This is a genomic window from Mitsuokella sp. AF33-22 (genome assembly GCF_003475755.1).
GTDB lineage: Bacteria > Bacillota > Negativicutes > Selenomonadales > Selenomonadaceae > Mitsuokella.
Window position 1 is genome coordinate 1 of record NZ_QRQA01000007.1, and the last position, 18,446, is coordinate 18,446.

Genomic DNA, 18,446 nt, shown 5'->3' on the forward strand with positions numbered 1-18,446 from the left:
TTCGCCCGACACTCAGTGGCGTTTTTCGCCCGGCGCTAACAGGGGCATACGAAAGGGGGAAAGATCATGGAATATGATGATGATGATTTCCTGATGATATCGGGAATACAGCATTTTTCCTTTTGTCCAAGACAATGGGGATTGATTCATATCGACCAGGTATGGAACGAAAATATCAAGACAATGGAGGGCAATATCGTCCACGAGAATTGCCACAATCAAGATTTTATCGAGAAGCGGGGCAATGTCCTTATTTCACGCGGCATGCGTATAACGTCCAAGACTTTGGGGGTAACTGGTCAATGTGATGTTGTGGAATTCCATCGGGATGATAACGACGGATGTCATCTGTACGGACACGACGGATTATGGAAACCTTTTCCCATTGAATACAAACGAGGTCAATCGAAGCAGATTGATGCGGATCGTCTGCAACTTTGCTGTCAGGCCATGTGTCTAAGTGAAATGTTGAGTGTCCCTATAGAAGAAGGGGCATTGTATTACCATGAAACACATCGGCGTGAACGCGTTTTATTGACAGAAAATTTGCGTAAGGAAGTCAAAGAAATGCTGGATCAAATGCACCATTATCTTCAAACTGGTTATGTCCCTAAAGTACGTCCCAGGAAAGGTTGTTCGAGTTGTTCATTAAAGGAACTTTGTTTGCCTGTAATTTGCAAAAAGAAGTCAGTTGATTCATACTATAATGCTGTATTCGAGGATGATTTGCTATGAGAAAGTTATTCAACACATTATATGTGATGACTCCGGAAACATATTTGGCTTTAGAAAATGAAAATGTTTTGGTACTGCTGGATGATCAGGTAAAAGGCAGGATTCCGCTTCATACGTTGGAACAAATCATATACTTTGGTTATAAAGGAGCATCACCAGCCTTGCTTGGAGAATGCGCCAAAAGGAATATAGGCTTATGCTTTTACCGTCAAAGCGGCAGATTTCTGGCCAGAGTGGTGGGAGTGACGCAGGGAAATGTTTTGCTGAGGAAAGAACAATACCGGTGTTCAGACAGCGAGGATAGAAGCTGTGAAATTGCCAGATACTTTATTGTTGGCAAGATATTTAATGCACGAAGCGTGCTGGAACGGGCAAAGCGCGATCATCCATTGAGCGTGGATACGCAGTCGTTGCAGGAAGTGAGTGCTGCCTTATGGCAGCTGGCCAAGAAGGCCAGGGAATGTCAGGACTTGAAGCACCTCCGTGGTTACGAGGGGGAAGCTGCAAGCTTGTATTTTTCGGTATTTGATCATCTTATCTTGCAGAATAAAAAGGTTTTTTCCTTCGAACAGCGGATAAAACGTCCTCCCAGAGATCCGGTCAATGCATTGCTTTCTTTCGGATATACCCTCTTAGCGAATGATTGTGCGTCAGCTTTGGAGTCGGTAGGATTGGATGCTTATGTCGGCTTCCTGCATCGCGATCGCCCAGGACGAATGTCTCTGGCTTTAGACTTGATGGAAGAGTTGCGCAGCATTTATGCTGACCGGTTTGTCCTGACCTTGATCAATAATCGCAAAATCAATGTGAATGCGTTTGATCATCAAGAAAATGGTGCTGTATTGTTGAATGAACAAGGACGTAAAGTTTTTCTTACCGATTGGCAGAACAGGAAAAAAGATGCGATACGTCACCCGTTTTTAGACGAAAAGATACCGTGGGGGCTGGTGCCTTTCGTTCAAGCGCAATTGCTGGCCAAGGTATTACGTGGTGATCTGGATATGTATCCGGCATTTTTGTGGAAATGAGATGAAGACATGTTGGTTTTAGTGACATACGATGTGAGTACGCAGGATAATGCGGGGAAACGAAGACTTCATCAGGTAGCGAAACGATGTGAGCGGTACGGGCAGCGCGTCCAGAATTCTGTATTTGAGTGCCTGTTGCAGCCGGATGAACTCGTTTTGCTGAAGCATCAATTATTAAAAATCATGGATCCGGAACAAGACAGCATTCGCTTTTATAATTTGGGCGCAAAATATCAATCGAAGATTGACCATTATGGTGCAAAGCATACTTATGATCCGGAGGAGATCCTGATGTTGTAGGCAGGTGTCCTGAGAAAATACTGGAAAGCGGCGGGGATGCTGTAGGTTTCGGCGAGTTCCTGCGGGGAGGCCCAGACGAGTGGGATTTTGTCTTCGGCTACGATGCCAGAGTCCGGGTCTTTGAGCAGGACCTCAAAGCCGCGCATCTGCCATTCGACATGGGAGAAGATGTGGCGGGCGTCTGGCAGGCGGTGGATTTCCTGTACGGAGAAGCCGCGTGCGCTTAGATGTGCCCGGACTTCTTCTGCCGTGAGATGTCCTTCTATATGCGGCAGTTCCCAGAGTCCGGCCAGCAGGCCTTTGGCCGGGCGTTTGTGCAGGGCAATTGCTTTTTCTGTGCGCAGCAGCAGCACCGTCAGGTTTTCCTGGCGGCGCTGCTTTTTGTTTTGCTTGACCGGCAGTTCCTGCTCACAGCCTTCGTCGTGTGCGAGGCAGAGCGGAGCGAGCGGGCAGCGGGCGCAGTGCGGAGCCCCATGGGGCAGGCAGATGGTGGCGCCGAGGTCCATGAAGGCCTGATTGAGGTCGCCGGCATCTTTTCCCGTGGGATAATGGGGAGCGAGGGCATCTTCTACGGCGCGTTTCACGGCGGGCTTTGCAATATCCTCACGGCAGCCGAGCACGCGCATGACGACGCGCAGGATGTTGCCGTCGACTGCGGGCAGGGGAAGGCCGAAGGCGATGGAGCCGATGGCGCTGGCCGTATAGCGGCCGATGCCGGGGAGATCCAGTAAATCATTGAAATCCCCTGGCATCTCGCCGTGGAAGGTATCCGTGAGGACGATGGCGGCCTTCTTGAGATTGCGGGCTCTGCTGTAGTAGCCGAGGCCCTGCCAGAGTTTCATGAGCGTTTCGTCGTCACAGGTGGCGAGAGATGCGATATCCGGGAGGGTCGCAAGGAAGCGCTGGTAGTAGGGAATGACCGCAGAGGCTCTCGTCTGCTGGAGCATGATCTCGGACAGCCAGGTATGATAGGGCGTCGGCTCTTCGCGCCAGGGGAGCTCGCGCACTGCTGACTGTCCCTGGTACCAGGTGAGCAGGGGCTGTGGCAGCTGGCTGAGGATATCCGGATGCGGGAGTTTTATGGTTGCTTTCATGGTCTGTATCGTTTCCTTTTCTTATGATTCTATGCAGTCGTCTGTGGAGTTTTTTCCATCACTGATTGATACTATTCATTGTAGCATGGAAGTGTCTTTGTGAAAAAGACGATAATACCGATACAAATAAATGTAAACAGGAATCTTGTTTTATCCTGCATGAAAAGACAATGGTACAGAAAATAATGGTATGCTGGGGGATTATGTCTACTATGTAAAGATGAAACGGTTTTGTTCAAATCAAAAAACAGAATAAAATTTACAAAAACATGTTGACAAAATCGACCAGTAGAGTAATAATGTATACATATTTACAGCGTTACACATTGAAAGGCAAGTGAGTTGCATCGGAAATGCGATGATGTGACAGCAACGCTTTCTTAGAAGGGGATGAATCTATGAAACATGTCTTGTCGGTCTTTGTCGAGAACCAGACGGGTGTGCTGGTGCGTGTTGTAAGTATGTTTTCCAGACGCGAATTCAACATCGACAGTTTGTCGGTTGGTGTGACGGAGGCGCCGGAGTTTTCCCGCATCACGATGGTGGTGCACGGAGATGAGAATCTGATCGAGCAGATGATCAAGCAGCTCGAGAAGATGCCGGTTGTGCGTGCCGTACAGCGGCTGGATGAGAAAAATGCTGTGTGCCGCGGGATGACGCTCATCAAGGTTAAGGCGGATGATCAGAGCCGTCTCGATGTCTTGAAGATGGCGGAACTCTTCCGGGCTCATGTGGTGGATGTCGAATCCAACACATTGGTCTTTGAGATTACGGGCAGCGATGACAAAGTGACGGCTTTCCTGAGACTTGTAAAGCCTTACGGGATTGCCGAAGTCATACGCACCGGCCTCATAGCGCTGGAACGCGGGGAACATACAATCTATGAACATTGTGAGGAGAGAGAGTATTATGGCAAAAACTTACTATGATCAGGATGCAAATTGGGAACTCATGAATGGCAAGACGATCGCAATCCTCGGCTATGGCAGCCAGGGTCATGCACATGCCCTGAACCTGAAGGACAGCGGTGCAAACGTCATTGTCGGCCTCTATGAAGGCTCCAAGTCCAAGAAGGTCGCAGAAGAGCACGGCCTGAAGGTTTACACGGTCGCTGAAGCAGTCAAGCAGGCTGATATCACGACGGTCCTGATCCCGGATGAGAAGCAGGCTGATGTTTACAAGACGGAAATCGGACCGAACCTCAAGCCGGGCAGCGCTCTCGTCTTCGCACATGGCTTCAACATCCATTATCAGCAGATCATCCCGCCGGCTGATGTCGATGTCTTCATGGTTGCTCCGAAAGGCCCGGGCCATCTCGTTCGCCGTACGTTCACGGAAGGTTCCGGTGTTCCGGCTGTCTTCGCTGTTTACCAGAATGCTACGGGCAAGTGCTTCGACCTCGCTCTCGCTTATGCAAAGGGCCTCGGTGCTCTGCGTTCCGGCGCTCTTGAGACGACGTTCCGTGATGAGACGGAAGAAGACCTCTTCGGTGAGCAGGCTGTCCTCTGCGGCGGCGTTTGCCAGCTGATGCAGACGGGCTTCGATGTCCTCGTTGAGGCAGGTTATCCGCCAGAGATGGCATACTTCGAGTGCTTCCATGAGATGAAGCTCATCGTTGACCTCTGCTATGAGGGCGGCTTCACGAAGATGCGCAAATCCATTTCTGATACGGCTGAGTATGGCGATTACATGGTTGGCCCGCGCATCATCACGGAAGACACGAAGAAAGAGATGAAGAAAGTCCTCAAAGAGATCCAGGATGGCACGTTCGCTCGCAACTGGCTGCTTGAGAACAAGTCGGCTGGCCGTGCAAACTTCCTCATGGAGCGCCGCCTCCATGCTGAGCATCCGATCGAGAAGGTCGGTAAAGAACTGCGTGCTATGATGCCGTGGCTCAAAGATGGCGCAGATCTTTCCAAAGACTGATTCGCCGTCAGGCAACTGAACAGGAAATGAACGCTTCCCCGGCGAATACTACGTCGGGGAAGTTTTTTCCAATCACTGGACATCATTGGATCATATAGATTAGGAGGGCATACTATGGGTATGACTATGAGCGAGAAGATCCTCGCGAAACACGCCGGCCTTGATTCCGTGAAAGCCGGTCAGCTCGTCACGTGTGAGCTCGATATGGTACTCGCGAACGATATCACGGCGCCGCCATCCATTGCGAAATTCGAGGAGATTGGCCGCCCTGTCTTTGACAATACGAAAATCGCACTCGTGCCGGATCATTTCCAGCCGGCCAAGGACATCAAGTCGGCAGAGCTTGCCAAAACGGTCCGCGATTTTGCTCATAAGCACAAGATCGTCAATTACTTTGAACAGGGCCGCGTGGGCATCGAGCACGTCATCCTGCCGGAAAAAGGCATTGTGGCTCCGGGCATGCTGACGATCGGCGCGGATTCCCATACTTGCACGTACGGTGCCGTCAACGGTTTTGCGACGGGCGTCGGCTCGACGGATCTCGGCGCTGCCATGGCGACGGGCAAGGCCTGGTTCAAGGTGCCGGAGGCCATCAAGGTCAATCTGACGGGTGAGAAACCGGCGAATATCAACGGCAAGGATGTTATCCTTACGCTCATCGGCATGATCGGCGTGGACGGTGCACTCTATAAATCCTTGGAGTTTGCCGGCCCGGGCGTCAAGGCCCTGACGATGACGGACCGCCTGACGATTTCCAACATGGCCATTGAAGCCGGTGGCAAGGCAGGCATTTTCCCGTTTGATGAAATCACGAAAGCGTATGTCGATGGCCGCGTCAAGAAGCCGTATGAGCCGGTGGCTGCTGACGATGATGCCGAGTACTGCCGCGAGGTCGACATCAATCTGTCCGAGCTCAAGCCGGTTGTCGCGTTCCCGCATCTGCCGGGCAACACGAAACGCGTCGAGGACATCAAGGAGCCCATCGAGATCGATCAGGTCATCATCGGTTCCTGCACGAACGGCCGTCTCGAGGATATGGAGATTGCTGCATCCATCCTCAAGGGTCATAAGATTGCGGACCGCGTGCGCTGCATCGTCATCCCGGGCAGCCCGGCCGTTTACAAGGAATCCATGAAACGCGGCTACATCGATGCCTTCATCGATGCCGGCTGTGCCGTTTCGACGCCGACCTGCGGCCCGTGCCTCGGCGGCTACATGGGCATCATGGCTGCGGGTGAGCGCTGCGTTTCGACGACGAACCGCAATTTCCGCGGCCGCATGGGCCATGTCGATAGTGAAGTTTACCTCGCCGGCCCGCATGTTGCAGCCGCGAGTGCAATCTTAGGACGCATCGCAACACCGGAGGAGGTACAGTAACATGAAATTAGAAGGAAAAGTATGGCGCTACGGCGATAATGTCGATACGGATGTCATCATCCCGGCTCGTTACCTCAATACGTTTGACCCGAAAGAGCTTGCCAAGCACTGCATGGTCGACATCGATGAAAGCTTTGCACCCAATGTCAAGGAAGGTGACATCATGGTCGGCGGCCGCAATTTCGGCTGCGGCTCTTCGCGTGAGCATGCGCCGGTTGCCATCAAGGCTTCAGGCATCCCAGTCGTCATCGCTGCAAGCTTTGCGCGTATCTTCTACCGCAACGGCATCAATATCGGTCTGCCGCTGCTCGAGATCGGCGATCAGGTCGAGAAGATCAAGGCCGGCGATCAGCTGCGTGTGGATACGGCTACGGGCACGATCGAAGACCTGACGACGGGCGATGTGTTCCATGCACATCCGCTGCCGGGCTTCGTGCAGGATATTGCCAAAGCCGGCGGCCTGATCAATTACATCAAGGGTCAGAAGGACTGAGCATGCATCAGCCTGTCTGACGTGCCTGGAGATCGCAGGCATGTCGGATGGGCTGTGTTTGGCGTTTTGTCAGAGTAGAGAGGGAATCAGTTATGTCATATAAAATCACGGTGATACCGGGCGATGGTATCGGCAAGGAAATCACGGATTCCGCTGTGGAAGTCCTCAAGAAAGTGGATGAAAAATTCGGCCTGGGGCTTTCGTACACGTATAAAGATGCTGGCGGCACGGCCTACGATAAATTCGGCACGCCGCTGCCAGAGGATACGATCGAGGCCTGCAAGGCATCGGATGGCGTACTCTTCGGTGCGGTCGGCGGCGACAAGTGGGACAACGTCGATCCGGCACTGCGCCCGGAGAAAGCCATCCTCGGCCTGCGCAAGAACCTCGGCCTCTACGCCAATCTGCGCCCGGTCAAGGTAGCGGATGCTCTTGTGGAATATTCCCCGCTGAAGCCGGAACTCGTGCGCGGCGTTGACCTCGTCATCGTGCGCGAGCTCATCGGCGGCATTTATTTCGGTGACAAATGCGAGTCGGAGCAGCACAACGGCGCAGAACGCGCCTGGGATCTTGAGAATTATTCAGTTCCCGAAGTTGATCGCATCTCGAAGCTCGCATTTGAGACGGCGAAGCTGCGCCGCGGCAAGGTCACGTCGGTCGACAAGGCCAACGTGCTCGCGACGTCGCGCCTCTGGCGCCGCACGGTAGCCAAGATGGCCGGAAACTATCCGGATGTCGAGCTCAACAACCTTTATGTGGACAATTGCTCCATGCAGCTGGCCATCCATCCGACGCAGTTCGATGTCATTGTCACGGGCAATCTGTTTGGTGATATTCTTTCGGATGAGGCGGCCGTCATCGGCGGCTCCATCGGCATGATGCCGTCGGCCTCCATCGGCACGAGCACGAGCCTCTATGAGCCGATTCATGGCAGCGCACCGGACATTGCCGGCAAGGGCATTGCCAATCCGATGGGAACGATCCTCTCGGCAGCCATGCTGCTGCGCTATTCGCTGCATGAGGAAGAGGCGGCCAAGGCCATCGAGGCGGCCGTGGACAAGGCACTGGCCGATGGCTACCGCACGCCGGATCTCTGGAAGGAAGGCTTCAAGAAGGCCAATACGGAAGAGATTACGAAGGTCATCTGCACGCGCATCTGACCGCTCGGTAAGGTCAGGATGCCCAGGAGGATAGGCGAAGAGAGTCAAGGGCCGCAAGAGCGGCGGAAGGGGGACGACCGATGAAGGGAGCACAGGCTGTGGCTCACTGTCTCAAGGAGCAGGGAGTCGATACGGTTTTTGGTTATCCGGGCGGCATGATCCTGCCCCTTTACGATGTATTTTACAAGAATCCCGAGTTCCGGGAGATCCTTGTCACCCATGAACAGAATGCGGCACATGCTGCCGATGGCTATGCGAGAGCTTCGGGCAAGGTCGGTGTCTGCATCGCGACTTCTGGTCCCGGTGCGACGAATCTCGTCACGGGGCTGGCGACGGCGTTCATGGATTCCATTCCTGTCGTGGCCATCACGGGGCAGGTCGATACCACGCTTCTGGGGCGTGATGCATTCCAGGAGACGGATATTCTCGATGTTACCATGCCTATTACGAAGCATAATTTCAAGGTCAAGGATCCGAAACTCCTCGTGCCGACTGTGCGCAAGGCGTTCGCTCTGGCACGCCATGGCCGCCCGGGGCCGGTCCTCGTCGATGTGCCGCGTGATCTGTTCTTTGCCGAGGTGGCGTATGAGCCGCAGCAGCCGGACCCGGAGCATCACGGTCAGCCGGATGCGGATTTCCGCATCTGTGCGGCTGAGGCAGCGGCGGAGATCGTCAAGGCCAGACAGCCCGTGGCCATTGTCGGCGGCGGCGTCATATCGGCCGGTGCGACGAAGGAAGTCATTGCCTTTATCGAGAAGTATCATCTGCCCGTTGCCCATACGCTGATGGGGCTTGGCGCCATCCCGTATTCTCATCCGCAGTCGCTGGGCTTTGCCGGCATGCACGGCGAGAAGGCGGCCAATCATGCAATCGCGGCGGCTGATCTCGTCATTGCCATCGGCAGCCGCTTTGGCGACCGCCAGACGGGCAATCTCGACAAGTACACGCAGAATACGAAATTCATTCACATCGACATCGACCCCGCTGAGATTGATAAGAATATCGGCAATTCACTGGGGCTTGCCGGTGACATGAAGACCATCCTCGGCCTTTTGATGCAGCATGAGCCGAATTCGGCTCTGACGGACTGGTGGACGCAGATCCACAAGTGGCAGGAAGCGTACGAGTACGATTACCAGCAGAGCCGTTTGACCGTTCCCTGGGCCATGCATCAGGTTGCGATGCGCACGAAGGGGAAACCCTATGCTTTTGCGACGGATGTCGGCCAGCATCAGATGTGGGCGGCTCTGCACCTGCGCATCGAGGAGCCGCGTACCTGGCTGACTTCCGGCGGACTCGGCACGATGGGCTTCGGCCTGCCGGCAGCCATGGGCGCACAGCTCTATTATGGCGGGGACCGGCGGGTCATCCATGTGGCTGGCGACGGCGGCATCAAGATGACGGGCAATGAGTTCTACACCATCGCGCGCCTGAAACTGCCCATCATTTCCCTGATTGTCAACAACCGGAGTCTCGGCATGATCCGCCAGCTCCAGAAGGTCATGTACAAGGAACGCTACATTGCCTGCGAGCTCGATTATCCGATGGATTACGTCAAGTATGCGGAATGCTTCGGTATCCATGCAGAGGCCGTGTCGACGCAGGATGAATTTGCTGAGGCGCTCAAAGACGCTCTGGCTGATACGAAACATCCGCGCGTTATCGTTCTCAACGTATGGCGCAGTTTCGTCGAACCCATGATTAAGGGCGGCGCCCGCATCGATGAGTTCGTCGAGTTTAAGTGATTTTTTCTGGGCCATTCCAGGTGAGCAACTGCTGTTTGCCTGGGATGGCTCTCTTTTGTTTTATGGGATATGATATAATGAGGGTCCGGACCAGATTCAGGGGTCATGGAGAAGGGAGGGATTCTTGTGACGTTATTCCTGGAACAGCTCATGGCACTCATCGCGATTTTATTCATCGTGGGAGGCGCCTGCTATGCCTATCGGAATTATCGGCGGCAGAAGAAAAACGGGCGGGATTGATTGCTAGGGCCCGCGCGGAAATGATATAATAAACTGTGTAAAAATTTTTACCCCAGGTATACAGGAGGCGTAGATACAGAATGGGAAAAGCTTTAATCATTGGCTGCGGCGGTGTGGCAAGTGTGGCCATCCACAAGTGCTGCCAGAATTCGGATGCATTTGAGGAGATCCTGATTGCTTCGCGTACGAAGTCGAAATGCGATGCCCTCAAGGAGAAGCTGGAAGGTACGACGAAGACGAAAATCCAGACGGCTCAGGTGGACGCGGATGACGTCGATGCACTCGTGGCTCTCATTGAATCGTTCCAGCCCGATGTCGTGTTGAACCTTGCCCTGCCGTATCAGGACCTTCACATCATGGATGCCTGCCTGAAGACGAAGACGAATTACGTCGATACGGCCAACTATGAGCCGGAGGATACGGCGAAGTTCGAGTACAAGTGGCAGTGGGCTTACCGTGAGCGCTACGAACAGGCCGGCATCACGGCGCTTTTGGGCTCGGGCTTTGACCCGGGCGTTACGGGCGTGTTTGCCGCCTATGCGCTCAAGCATCATTTCGATGAAATCAACTACATCGATATCCTCGACTGCAATGCCGGCGATCACGGCTATCCGTTCGCGACGAACTTCAATCCGGAGATCAACATCCGCGAGGTTTCGGCCAACGGCAGCTACTGGGAGGACGGTCACTGGGTTGAGACGAAGCCGATGGAGATCAAGCGCGTCTACAATTTCCCGGAGATCGGCCCGAAGGACATGTACCTTCTGCATCACGAGGAGCTCGAGAGCCTCGGCCTCAACATCCCGGGCATCAAGCGCATCCGCTTTTTCATGACGTTCGGCGAGAGTTATCTCAACCATCTCAGATGCCTGGAGGATGTCGGCATGACCTCCATCGAACCCATCGAGTTCGAAGGGAAAAAGATCATCCCGCTGCAGTTCCTCAAGGCCGTCCTGCCGGATCCCGCTAGCCTCGGCCCGCGCACGAAGGGCAAGACGAATATCGGCTGCATCTTCCGCGGCAAGAAGGATGGCAGGGACAAGACGTATTACCTCTACAATGTCTGTGACCATCAGGAATGCTACAGGGAAGTCGGTTCGCAGGCCGTTTCCTACACGACGGGTGTGCCGGCCATGATCGGTGCGATGCTCGTCATGAACGGCACCTGGAAGGGCCCCGGTGTTAAGAACATCGAGGAGTTCGATCCGGATCCCTTCATGGAGGCGCTCAATAAGTGGGGCCTCCCCTGGAAGGAAAGCTTTGATCCGGAGCTCGTCGATTGATGGCGGCCCCGGTGATGAAGCGCGAGTGGTTTGAGGTGCCGACTCCTTCGTATGTCGTGGAGGAGGAGCTGCTGCGCCATAATCTTGAGATCCTGCACGAGCTTGAGCAGGATACGGGCGCACATGTCCTGCTCGCGCAGAAATGCTTCTCGATGTATCATTTCTATCCGCTGATCGGCCGGTACCTCTCGGGGACGACGGCCAGCGGCCTCTTTGAGGCTCGCCTCGGGCATGAGGAAATGGGAAAAGAGAATCACGTGTTCTCGCCTGCCTATAAGGAGGAGGATTTTCCGGAGCTCGTGAAAATCTGCGATCACATCGTGTTCAATTCCTTTGCCCAGTGGCGAAAGTTTGGCCCGCAGGCACTGCGGGCGGGCGTCTCGTGCGGCCTGCGCATCAATCCGGAATGCTCGACACAGGATTATGCCATTTACGATCCCTGTGCGGAGGGCTCGCGCCTTGGCGTGCGGCTGCGCGACTTTGATGAAACGCAGCTTTCGGGGCTCGACGGCCTGCACTTCCATACGCTCTGCGAGCAGGGAGCCGAGGCGCTCGCCGTGACGCTTGAGGCCGTGGAGGAGAAGTTCGGCAGGTATCTGCCGCAGATGAAGTGGCTCAACTTCGGCGGCGGCCATCACATCACGAAGCCGGGCTACGACATCGCGCTCCTGAAGCAATGCATCCGCAGGATGCAGCAGAAGTACGGCTTGACCATTTATGTGGAGCCCGGTGAGGCCGTGGCCCTGAATGCCGGTTTCCTCGTCGCTTCCGTGCTCGATATCCAGACGCAGAATGGCATCGCCATCCTCGATACGTCGGCGGCCTGCCATATGCCCGACGTCATCGAGATGCCGTACCGGCCGCCTGTCGTGGGCGCCGGTGGGCCGGGTGAGTATGCGCATACGTATACCCTGGCCGGGCCGACTTGCCTGGCCGGCGATACGATTGGCACGTATTCCTTCCGGGAGCCGCTGGCCATCGGCAGCCGCGTCGTCTTCGGCGACATGGCCATCTACACGATGGTCAAGAACAATACGTTCAATGGCATGCCGCTTCCCGATATCATCGCCGTGCATGGGAACGGGGCGTGGGAGGTCGTGCGCCGCTTCGGCTACGACGATTTCAAGATGCGGTTGTAACATTGTAAACCGAGTTTTCAAGGAACGATTGACAGTCGTTCTCCTTTATAGTAAACTAGCAACAATATATTTGAGGCAAGGCCTTGCAGTATTCAAGAAAGAAGGGGTTACGTTGGCATTCTATTTCAAAGAACCATCACACACTTTTGGGGAGTATCTTCTCGTTCCGGGTTATTCATCGGACAAATGCATCCCGAACAATGTGTCGCTCAAGACGCCACTCGTGAAGTTCAAGAAGGGTGAGGAGCCGAAGATCTCCATGAACATCCCGATGACTTCTGCTATCATGCAGGCTGTCTCCAACGACAAGATGGCAATTGCGCTGGCAAAGGAAGGCGGCGTATCCTTCATCTATGGTTCGCAGAGCATTGAAGAAGAAGCTGCCATGGTCGCCCGCGTCAAGAATTACAAGTCCGGTTTCGTCAGCAGCGATTCCAACATCAAACCGACGACGACGCTCGGCGAGATTCTGGACCTTTTGCAGAAGACGAGCCATTCGACGATGGCTGTCACGGAAGACGGCACGCCGACGGGCAAGCTGCTCGGTATCGTCACGAGCCGTGATTACCGCGTCTCGCGCATGAGCCTCGATACGCCGGCTGAGTCCTTCATGACGCCGTTCGAGAAGCTCGTTTACGCCGATGCGGATACGACGACGCTGACGAAGGCCAACGACCTCATCTGGGAGCATAAGCTCAACATGCTGCCGCTCGTCGACCACAACCAGCGCCTGCGCTACATGGTTTTCCGCAAGGACTACACGGACAACAAGGAAAATGCTCTGGAGCTCATCGATGCCAACAAGCGCTACGTCGTCGGTGCCGGCATCAATACGCGTGACTACGCAGAGCGCGTACCGGCCCTCTTGAAGGCCGGCGCCGATGTCCTCTGCATCGACTCTTCCGAGGGCTTCTCGGAATGGCAGCGCATCACGCTCAAGTACATCCACGAGAATTTCGGTGAGGATGTCAAGGTCGGTGCCGGCAATGTCGTCGACGCTGAGGGCTTCCGCTTCCTCGCAGAAGCAGGTGCGGACTTCATTAAGGTCGGTATCGGCGGCGGCTCCATCTGCATCACGCGTGAGACGAAGGGCATCGGCCGCGGCCAGGCTACGGCGCTCATCGATGTCTGCGCAGAGCGTGACCGCTACTACGAGGAGACGGGCGTTTACATCCCGGTCTGCTCCGATGGCGGCATTGTCCACGATTACCACATGACGCTGGCCCTGGCTATGGGCGCAGATTTCCTGATGCTCGGCCGTTATTTCTCCCGCTTCGATGAAAGCCCGACGGATAAGGTCAAGGTTAACGGCACGTACTACAAGGAGTATTGGGGCGAGGGTTCCAACCGTGCCCGCAACTGGCAGCGCTACGATCTCGGCGGTGCGCGCAAGCTCTCCTTCGAGGAAGGCGTTGATTCCTATGTGCCGTATGCTGGTCCGCTCAAGGACAACGTGCATACGACGCTCGCCAAGGTTCGTTCGACGATGTGCAACTGCGGTGCGCTGACGCTGCCGGAGCTGCGCGAGAAGGCCAAGATCACGCTGGTTTCCGCGACGAGTATCGTCGAGGGCGGCTCGCATGATGTCATCCTCAAGGATAAGTTTGGACGCGAGTAATCCCAAAAGATATTCATGATGAGAAGATACTGCTCAGATTTTCTGGGCAGTATTTTTGTTTTTATCAGTCTCTTCTTTTATCCTGGAAGGATTCTGGTTTCGCATAGCGAAGTTATTTAAAATAAAATATATGAGTATTTGTGAGGAAGAATTGCGTGACAGGAAGCATCTTTCCTGCTGGGAAGGGCTGATTGAACATGGTTATGAAAAGACCTATCAGAAGCCAGGATGTGGGAAACATCCTGGCGAAATTATCCAAGCGGTATGATTTGGTACGCATGGTGAATCCGGAAGAATGCCACACCTTCCGCATGAACGATGAGGGGAAGATGACGTATGGGCCCGACTGCTATTCGGTCTGGCACAGCACAAACCGCTGCCGTGACTGTACGAGCCTGCGGGCGTTGAAGACGGGAGTCGAACTTCATAAAACGGAAATCAAGGATGGCGATCTTTACGAAGTCACGTCGCGCCCGGTGGAAATCCTGCGCGATGATGAACTGATTTATCCGTGTGTCATCGAGATGATACGCATCCGGAGGGGGAAGGGCATGAAGCAGGATCATCATCATGCCGTGCTGCACGAGGGATACAAGCCGGAACGATTTGTCGAGCTCCTGCGGAAGGCCATGCAGGATTTTCCGTATGGCATGGTCTGGTTCGATAAGGAAGGCCGCTGTCTTTATGCCAACAGTGAGGCGTTCCGGCTGTTCCGCGTCGCGGATGATCTGCAAAAACTTGCCGGCATCCTGAAAAAATGGATTCAGCAGGATATGCTGGCCGGCTGTCAGGCAGCATCCTGGATCCAGTCGTATGAAACGGGGGTGGAGAACAAAGCGATTTCCATCAGCCGCTATCCGCTGCATGAGCCCGATGGCGGTGTGGTCGGCAATTATTTCCTGCTGCGCGACTGCACGCAGGCACAGAAGAATATCGATCTGGAGCATTTCGGCACGCTGCATGACAGTTTGACGGGAATCTGCAACCGTTATGGCTTTTATCGGCAGGCGCGTCATTGTCTGGAATCGTATCCAGAAGAAACGTATTGTCTGGCCGGCTTGAATTTCTGTGATTTCAAGCTCATCAACAATTTCTACGGGCTCACGAAGGGGAATGAACTCCTGTCCCGCATCGGCGCGATGCTGCGCCGGCATTATGAGGGTGATGATGAAGTGGCCTATGGACGCATCCAGGATGACCGCTTTGCGCTGCTGATCCCCATAAGACGGTTCCGTCCCGAGGAATTCCTGCACGATGTGGAACAGATCATGCAGAGTCTTCGGCCGGGCAATCTCGTCCTGCAGGTGACGGTGGGAATCTGTCGCGTGGAAGATGCGGAGACGCCAATCTCCATCCTCTGTGACCGGGCATTCCTCGCGGCCAGTTCTCTGGAGAAACGGGAAAGCAGCGGCTTTGTCTGGTATCAGGAGGATATGCTGGCCGATAAATTGCATGACCAGGCCATCCTGGCCCGTTTTGCCGAAGCGATGCGGAATCAGGAAATGCAAATCTTCCTGCAGGCGCAGGTGGATGCCAGGAGCGGCCGCGTGATCGGAGCAGAGGTCCTGTCGCGCTGGCGCCGCGATGACGGCTCCATCATTCCGCCCGCGCTCTTCGTGCCGGTATTGGAGCAGCATGGCAAGATCTGGCAGCTCGATTACTGGGTCTGGGAACAGTCCTGCAGCCTGCTGCGCAAATGGCAGGGGACGCCTCTCGAGAATTGCACACTGTCTGTGAATATTTCCGTCAAGGACATGTATTATCTGGATCTCTATGAGGTGTTCACGCAGCTGGCGCAGCAGTACGGCATCAACCCGGCCAAGCTGGAACTCGAGATCACCGAGACGGTTTTCATGGATAAGCCGCGCGAGGCCATGGCACTCATCCGACGCCTGCAGTCGTATGGCTTTCGGATTGCCATCGATGATTTTGGCAGCGGCTATTCGAGCCTGCGACTGCTCAAGGATATTCAGGCGGATATCCTCAAAATCGATATGGAATTCTTGCAGAAGACCGCGCATCACCGGCGCAGCCGCATCATCCTGCAGGCCATCATTTCTCTGGCACAGGCGCTCTCGATGCCGACAGTCGTGGAGGGCGTGGAAACGAAGGAGCAGGCGGAATACCTGCGCGGCATCGGCTGCACGACGTTCCAGGGATTCTATTTCTCGCAGCCGATTCCCGTGTCGGATTTTGAAAAACATATGCATGAGGACTGGATGTAAGAGGCACAGCTTCAGCCTTTTTTCACGCAGGACGTGTATATATAGAAGCAGATTTTGATTTTAGGAGTGATAGTATGCGGGTTTTGCTGGCAGAAGACGATAAGAGGCTCGGCAAGCTGATCCAGTATATGCTGGAGCAGAACGATATCCAGGTGGAATGGGTGACGAATGGCAGTGATATTTATGAATACGCCATGTATACGGACTACGATATCCTGATCCTTGACTGGATGATGCCGGGCGAGACGGGTGTGGAGGCCTGCAGCCGCCTGCGCAAGGACGGTTATGAGAAGGCTATCCTGATGCTGACAGCCAGGGATTCGGTCGAGGACCGCGTGACGGGGCTCGATGCCGGTGCGGACGATTACCTTGTCAAGCCGTTTGAATTCGCCGAGCTCATGGCACGCCTGCGGGCTCTCGGGCGTCGCAGCACGCAGAAAATCCAGCAGGATGTGGTGGAAGTGGGCGAGTTCACGCTGAACCGCACGGCCAAGGTCCTCAAGAAGAAGGATCAGGTTATCCAGCTTTCTCCGCGCGAATTCCAGATTTTCGACCTTCTGGCGCAGAACATCGGCATTGTCGTGCCGCGTGACATCATCCTGGACCGTATCTGGGGCCTTGAATCCGATGTCAGCTCCAACAACATCGATTCGTATATGAAGATTCTCCGCAAGAAGCTGGATCTCGGGGATGGCGGCACGGTCATCAAGACGGTACGCGGCGTCGGCTACAAGCTGGAGGCTAAGAGCTGATGGCCAAGAACCTTTTTGGCAGCAGCCGCCGCAAGCTGACCCTTTTGTATTCCATCGTCATGATCGTCTTTCTAGCCGTTCTAATCTTTGTCATGCACAAGACGATGGAATGGGCCATCACCTCGGAACAGGCGCGGGAGCTCATGGATACGGCGAGCAATGTCGCGGAGGCCGAGGAATACTTCAATCAGCATCCGGAGCTGGCTCTCGATGACAGCGTTGCCTACAAGAGCACGAATGACCGCCTGTTTTTCTACGTCTTCGATGACGACGGACGTCTCTTGAACTTTGCCCGTGCCTCGTTCCGCATCGAGCCGTTCATCCTCGATACCATCCGCAAGCGCAACGTGGCAGAAGGTGAGGTCGTGGTGCTCAGCAAGCCGGGCAGTGACGGCTCCTCGAAGGCACGCATCATGATGACGGCGCAGCGCGTCAAGAACGATGACAGCAGTGCTTCTCAGACGGTCTATGTCGGCAAGGATGTCACGGCCATGTACAACGGCATGGAGAAGGCGACGTATGCCCTGGCCTTCCTGGGGTTCCTGGCCCTGATCGTCGCGGCCATGGTCGGCCATATCCTGTCCGGCCGGGCGATGGTTCCGTTGAAGCAGGCGTATGAGAAGCAGCGCCAGTTCGCAGCCGATGCTTCGCATGAGCTGCGAACGCCGCTGGCGGTCGTCATGGCCTCGGCAGAGCTTCTTCAGAATGATCCTTCCATTCAGTCCCCCTTCCTCAAGCAGGTCATCGAGGATGTGCGCGATGAGGTCAAGAAGATGACGAAGCTCGTCAGTGACCTCCTCGTGGTCGCGCGCAGCGACAATAAGGTGCTCAAGGTGCGGCCGCAGAATTTCAACCTGTCTTCGCTGATCGAGCAGACGGCGCGTCTCATGCAGCCTCTGGCTGACCAGAAGCACATTGAGGTCAAGGCCGCAGGACTGCCGAAAGTCGAGATCCAGGCCGATGAGCAGAAAATCCGTCAGCTTGTCCTGATTCTCGTCGACAATGCCGTCAAGTATACGCCTGAGGGCGGCAGGGTTTCCGTGGAGTATCGTCCGGCCGAGAAGGGGAAGGTGCGCTTTGCCGTCATCGATACGGGCATCGGCATCGCAAAGGAAGACCAGGCAAAGGTCTTTGATCGCTTCTACCGCGTCGATAAGGCACGTTCCCGCGAGATGGGCGGCAACGGCCTGGGCCTGGCTATCGCACAAGAAATCGTACACTTGCACAAGGGCCGGATTTCCATCCAGAGTGAACTCGGCAAGGGGACCACGTTCCTCGTTGAACTGCGCACTAAGATGAAACCGTAAAGATGAAAACGTGATATTGCAGAA

16 protein-coding genes are annotated in these 18,446 nt (G+C 54.8%); 15 read left to right on the forward strand and 1 reads right to left on the reverse strand.

All coding sequences use genetic code 11. From position 1 onward, the window contains the following. The first annotated feature begins 66 nt into the window (after positions 1-66). Genes cas4 through cas2 form a run of 3 tightly spaced genes read left to right on the forward strand, consistent with a single transcriptional unit; the run spans position 67 to position 2,063 of the window. Positions 67-735, forward strand: a complete 669-nt coding sequence (cas4, locus tag DWZ54_RS05485) for a CRISPR-associated protein Cas4 (protein ID WP_118474835.1) — start codon at positions 67-69, stop codon at positions 733-735. Beyond that, the gene (gene cas1c, locus DWZ54_RS05490) at positions 732-1,763 is read left to right on the forward strand and encodes a type I-C CRISPR-associated endonuclease Cas1c (RefSeq protein WP_118474836.1); all 1,032 of its coding nucleotides are present in this window, start codon (positions 732-734) and stop codon (positions 1,761-1,763) included. Before cas4 ends, cas1c begins: the two co-directional genes overlap by 4 nt. A 9-nt stretch (positions 1,764-1,772) precedes the next feature. Next, positions 1,773-2,063: a CRISPR-associated endonuclease Cas2 gene (cas2, locus tag DWZ54_RS05495; RefSeq protein WP_118474837.1), complete on the forward strand. Its 291-nt coding sequence runs from the start codon at positions 1,773-1,775 to the stop codon at positions 2,061-2,063. Here the strand turns inward: cas2 and mutY are convergent. After that, positions 2,033-3,157: an A/G-specific adenine glycosylase gene (mutY, locus tag DWZ54_RS05500; protein WP_118474838.1), complete on the reverse strand. Its 1,125-nt coding sequence runs from the start codon at positions 3,155-3,157 to the stop codon at positions 2,033-2,035. The genes cas2 and mutY overlap by 31 nt on opposite strands. A gap of 398 nt (positions 3,158-3,555) precedes the next feature. Between mutY and ilvN the strand changes: the two genes are divergently transcribed. The 12 genes from ilvN (at position 3,556) to DWZ54_RS05560 (ending at position 18,422) form a co-directional block, all read left to right on the forward strand. Beyond that, on the forward strand, positions 3,556-4,086 hold the full coding sequence (ilvN, locus tag DWZ54_RS05505; protein WP_118015735.1) for an acetolactate synthase small subunit: 531 nt from the start codon (positions 3,556-3,558) through the stop codon (positions 4,084-4,086). Further along, positions 4,067-5,083 carry a ketol-acid reductoisomerase gene (gene ilvC / locus DWZ54_RS05510; RefSeq protein ID WP_118474839.1) on the forward strand — a complete coding sequence of 339 codons (1,017 nt, stop codon included), beginning with the start codon at positions 4,067-4,069 and terminating at the stop codon, positions 5,081-5,083. Before ilvN ends, ilvC begins: the two co-directional genes overlap by 20 nt. 114 nt (positions 5,084-5,197) lie before the next feature. Then, positions 5,198-6,460, forward strand: coding sequence for a 3-isopropylmalate dehydratase large subunit (gene leuC, locus DWZ54_RS05515; protein WP_118015733.1), 1,263 nt, complete (start codon positions 5,198-5,200; stop codon positions 6,458-6,460). A 1-nt stretch (position 6,461) separates the two neighbouring features. Further along, positions 6,462-6,953 (forward strand): 3-isopropylmalate dehydratase small subunit, encoded by a 492-nt coding sequence (locus tag DWZ54_RS05520; RefSeq protein WP_118015732.1) that lies wholly within the window; start codon positions 6,462-6,464, stop codon positions 6,951-6,953. Positions 6,954-7,045: 92 nt separating this feature from the next. Then, on the forward strand, positions 7,046-8,113 hold the full coding sequence (gene leuB, locus DWZ54_RS05525; protein WP_118474840.1) for a 3-isopropylmalate dehydrogenase: 1,068 nt from the start codon (positions 7,046-7,048) through the stop codon (positions 8,111-8,113). Between the two features lie 80 nt (positions 8,114-8,193). Further along, entirely contained in the window at positions 8,194-9,858 is a 1,665-nt protein-coding gene (ilvB, locus tag DWZ54_RS05530; RefSeq protein WP_118474841.1) for a biosynthetic-type acetolactate synthase large subunit, read from the forward strand. A 320-nt stretch (positions 9,859-10,178) separates the two neighbouring features. Continuing rightward, a complete protein-coding gene (locus DWZ54_RS05535; RefSeq protein ID WP_118015684.1) occupies positions 10,179-11,381 on the forward strand; it encodes a saccharopine dehydrogenase family protein in 1,203 nt (400 codons plus the stop codon). Then, a complete protein-coding gene (gene nspC, locus DWZ54_RS05540) occupies positions 11,381-12,520 on the forward strand; it encodes a carboxynorspermidine decarboxylase (RefSeq protein ID WP_118474842.1) in 1,140 nt (379 codons plus the stop codon). Before DWZ54_RS05535 ends, nspC begins: the two co-directional genes overlap by 1 nt. Positions 12,521-12,632: 112 nt before the next feature. Next, complete coding sequence (locus DWZ54_RS05545) at positions 12,633-14,138, forward strand: IMP dehydrogenase (RefSeq protein ID WP_118474843.1); 1,506 nt, start codon at positions 12,633-12,635, stop codon at positions 14,136-14,138. Positions 14,139-14,368: 230 nt separating this feature from the next. Further along, the gene (locus DWZ54_RS05550) at positions 14,369-16,363 is read left to right on the forward strand and encodes a GGDEF domain-containing phosphodiesterase (RefSeq protein WP_158573623.1); all 1,995 of its coding nucleotides are present in this window, start codon (positions 14,369-14,371) and stop codon (positions 16,361-16,363) included. Between the two features lie 74 nt (positions 16,364-16,437). Then, a complete protein-coding gene (locus DWZ54_RS05555; RefSeq protein ID WP_118016001.1) occupies positions 16,438-17,115 on the forward strand; it encodes a response regulator transcription factor in 678 nt (225 codons plus the stop codon). Then, complete coding sequence (locus tag DWZ54_RS05560; protein WP_199663268.1) at positions 17,115-18,422, forward strand: cell wall metabolism sensor histidine kinase WalK; 1,308 nt, start codon at positions 17,115-17,117, stop codon at positions 18,420-18,422. Before DWZ54_RS05555 ends, DWZ54_RS05560 begins: the two co-directional genes overlap by 1 nt. Positions 18,423-18,446: the final 24 nt, after the last annotated feature.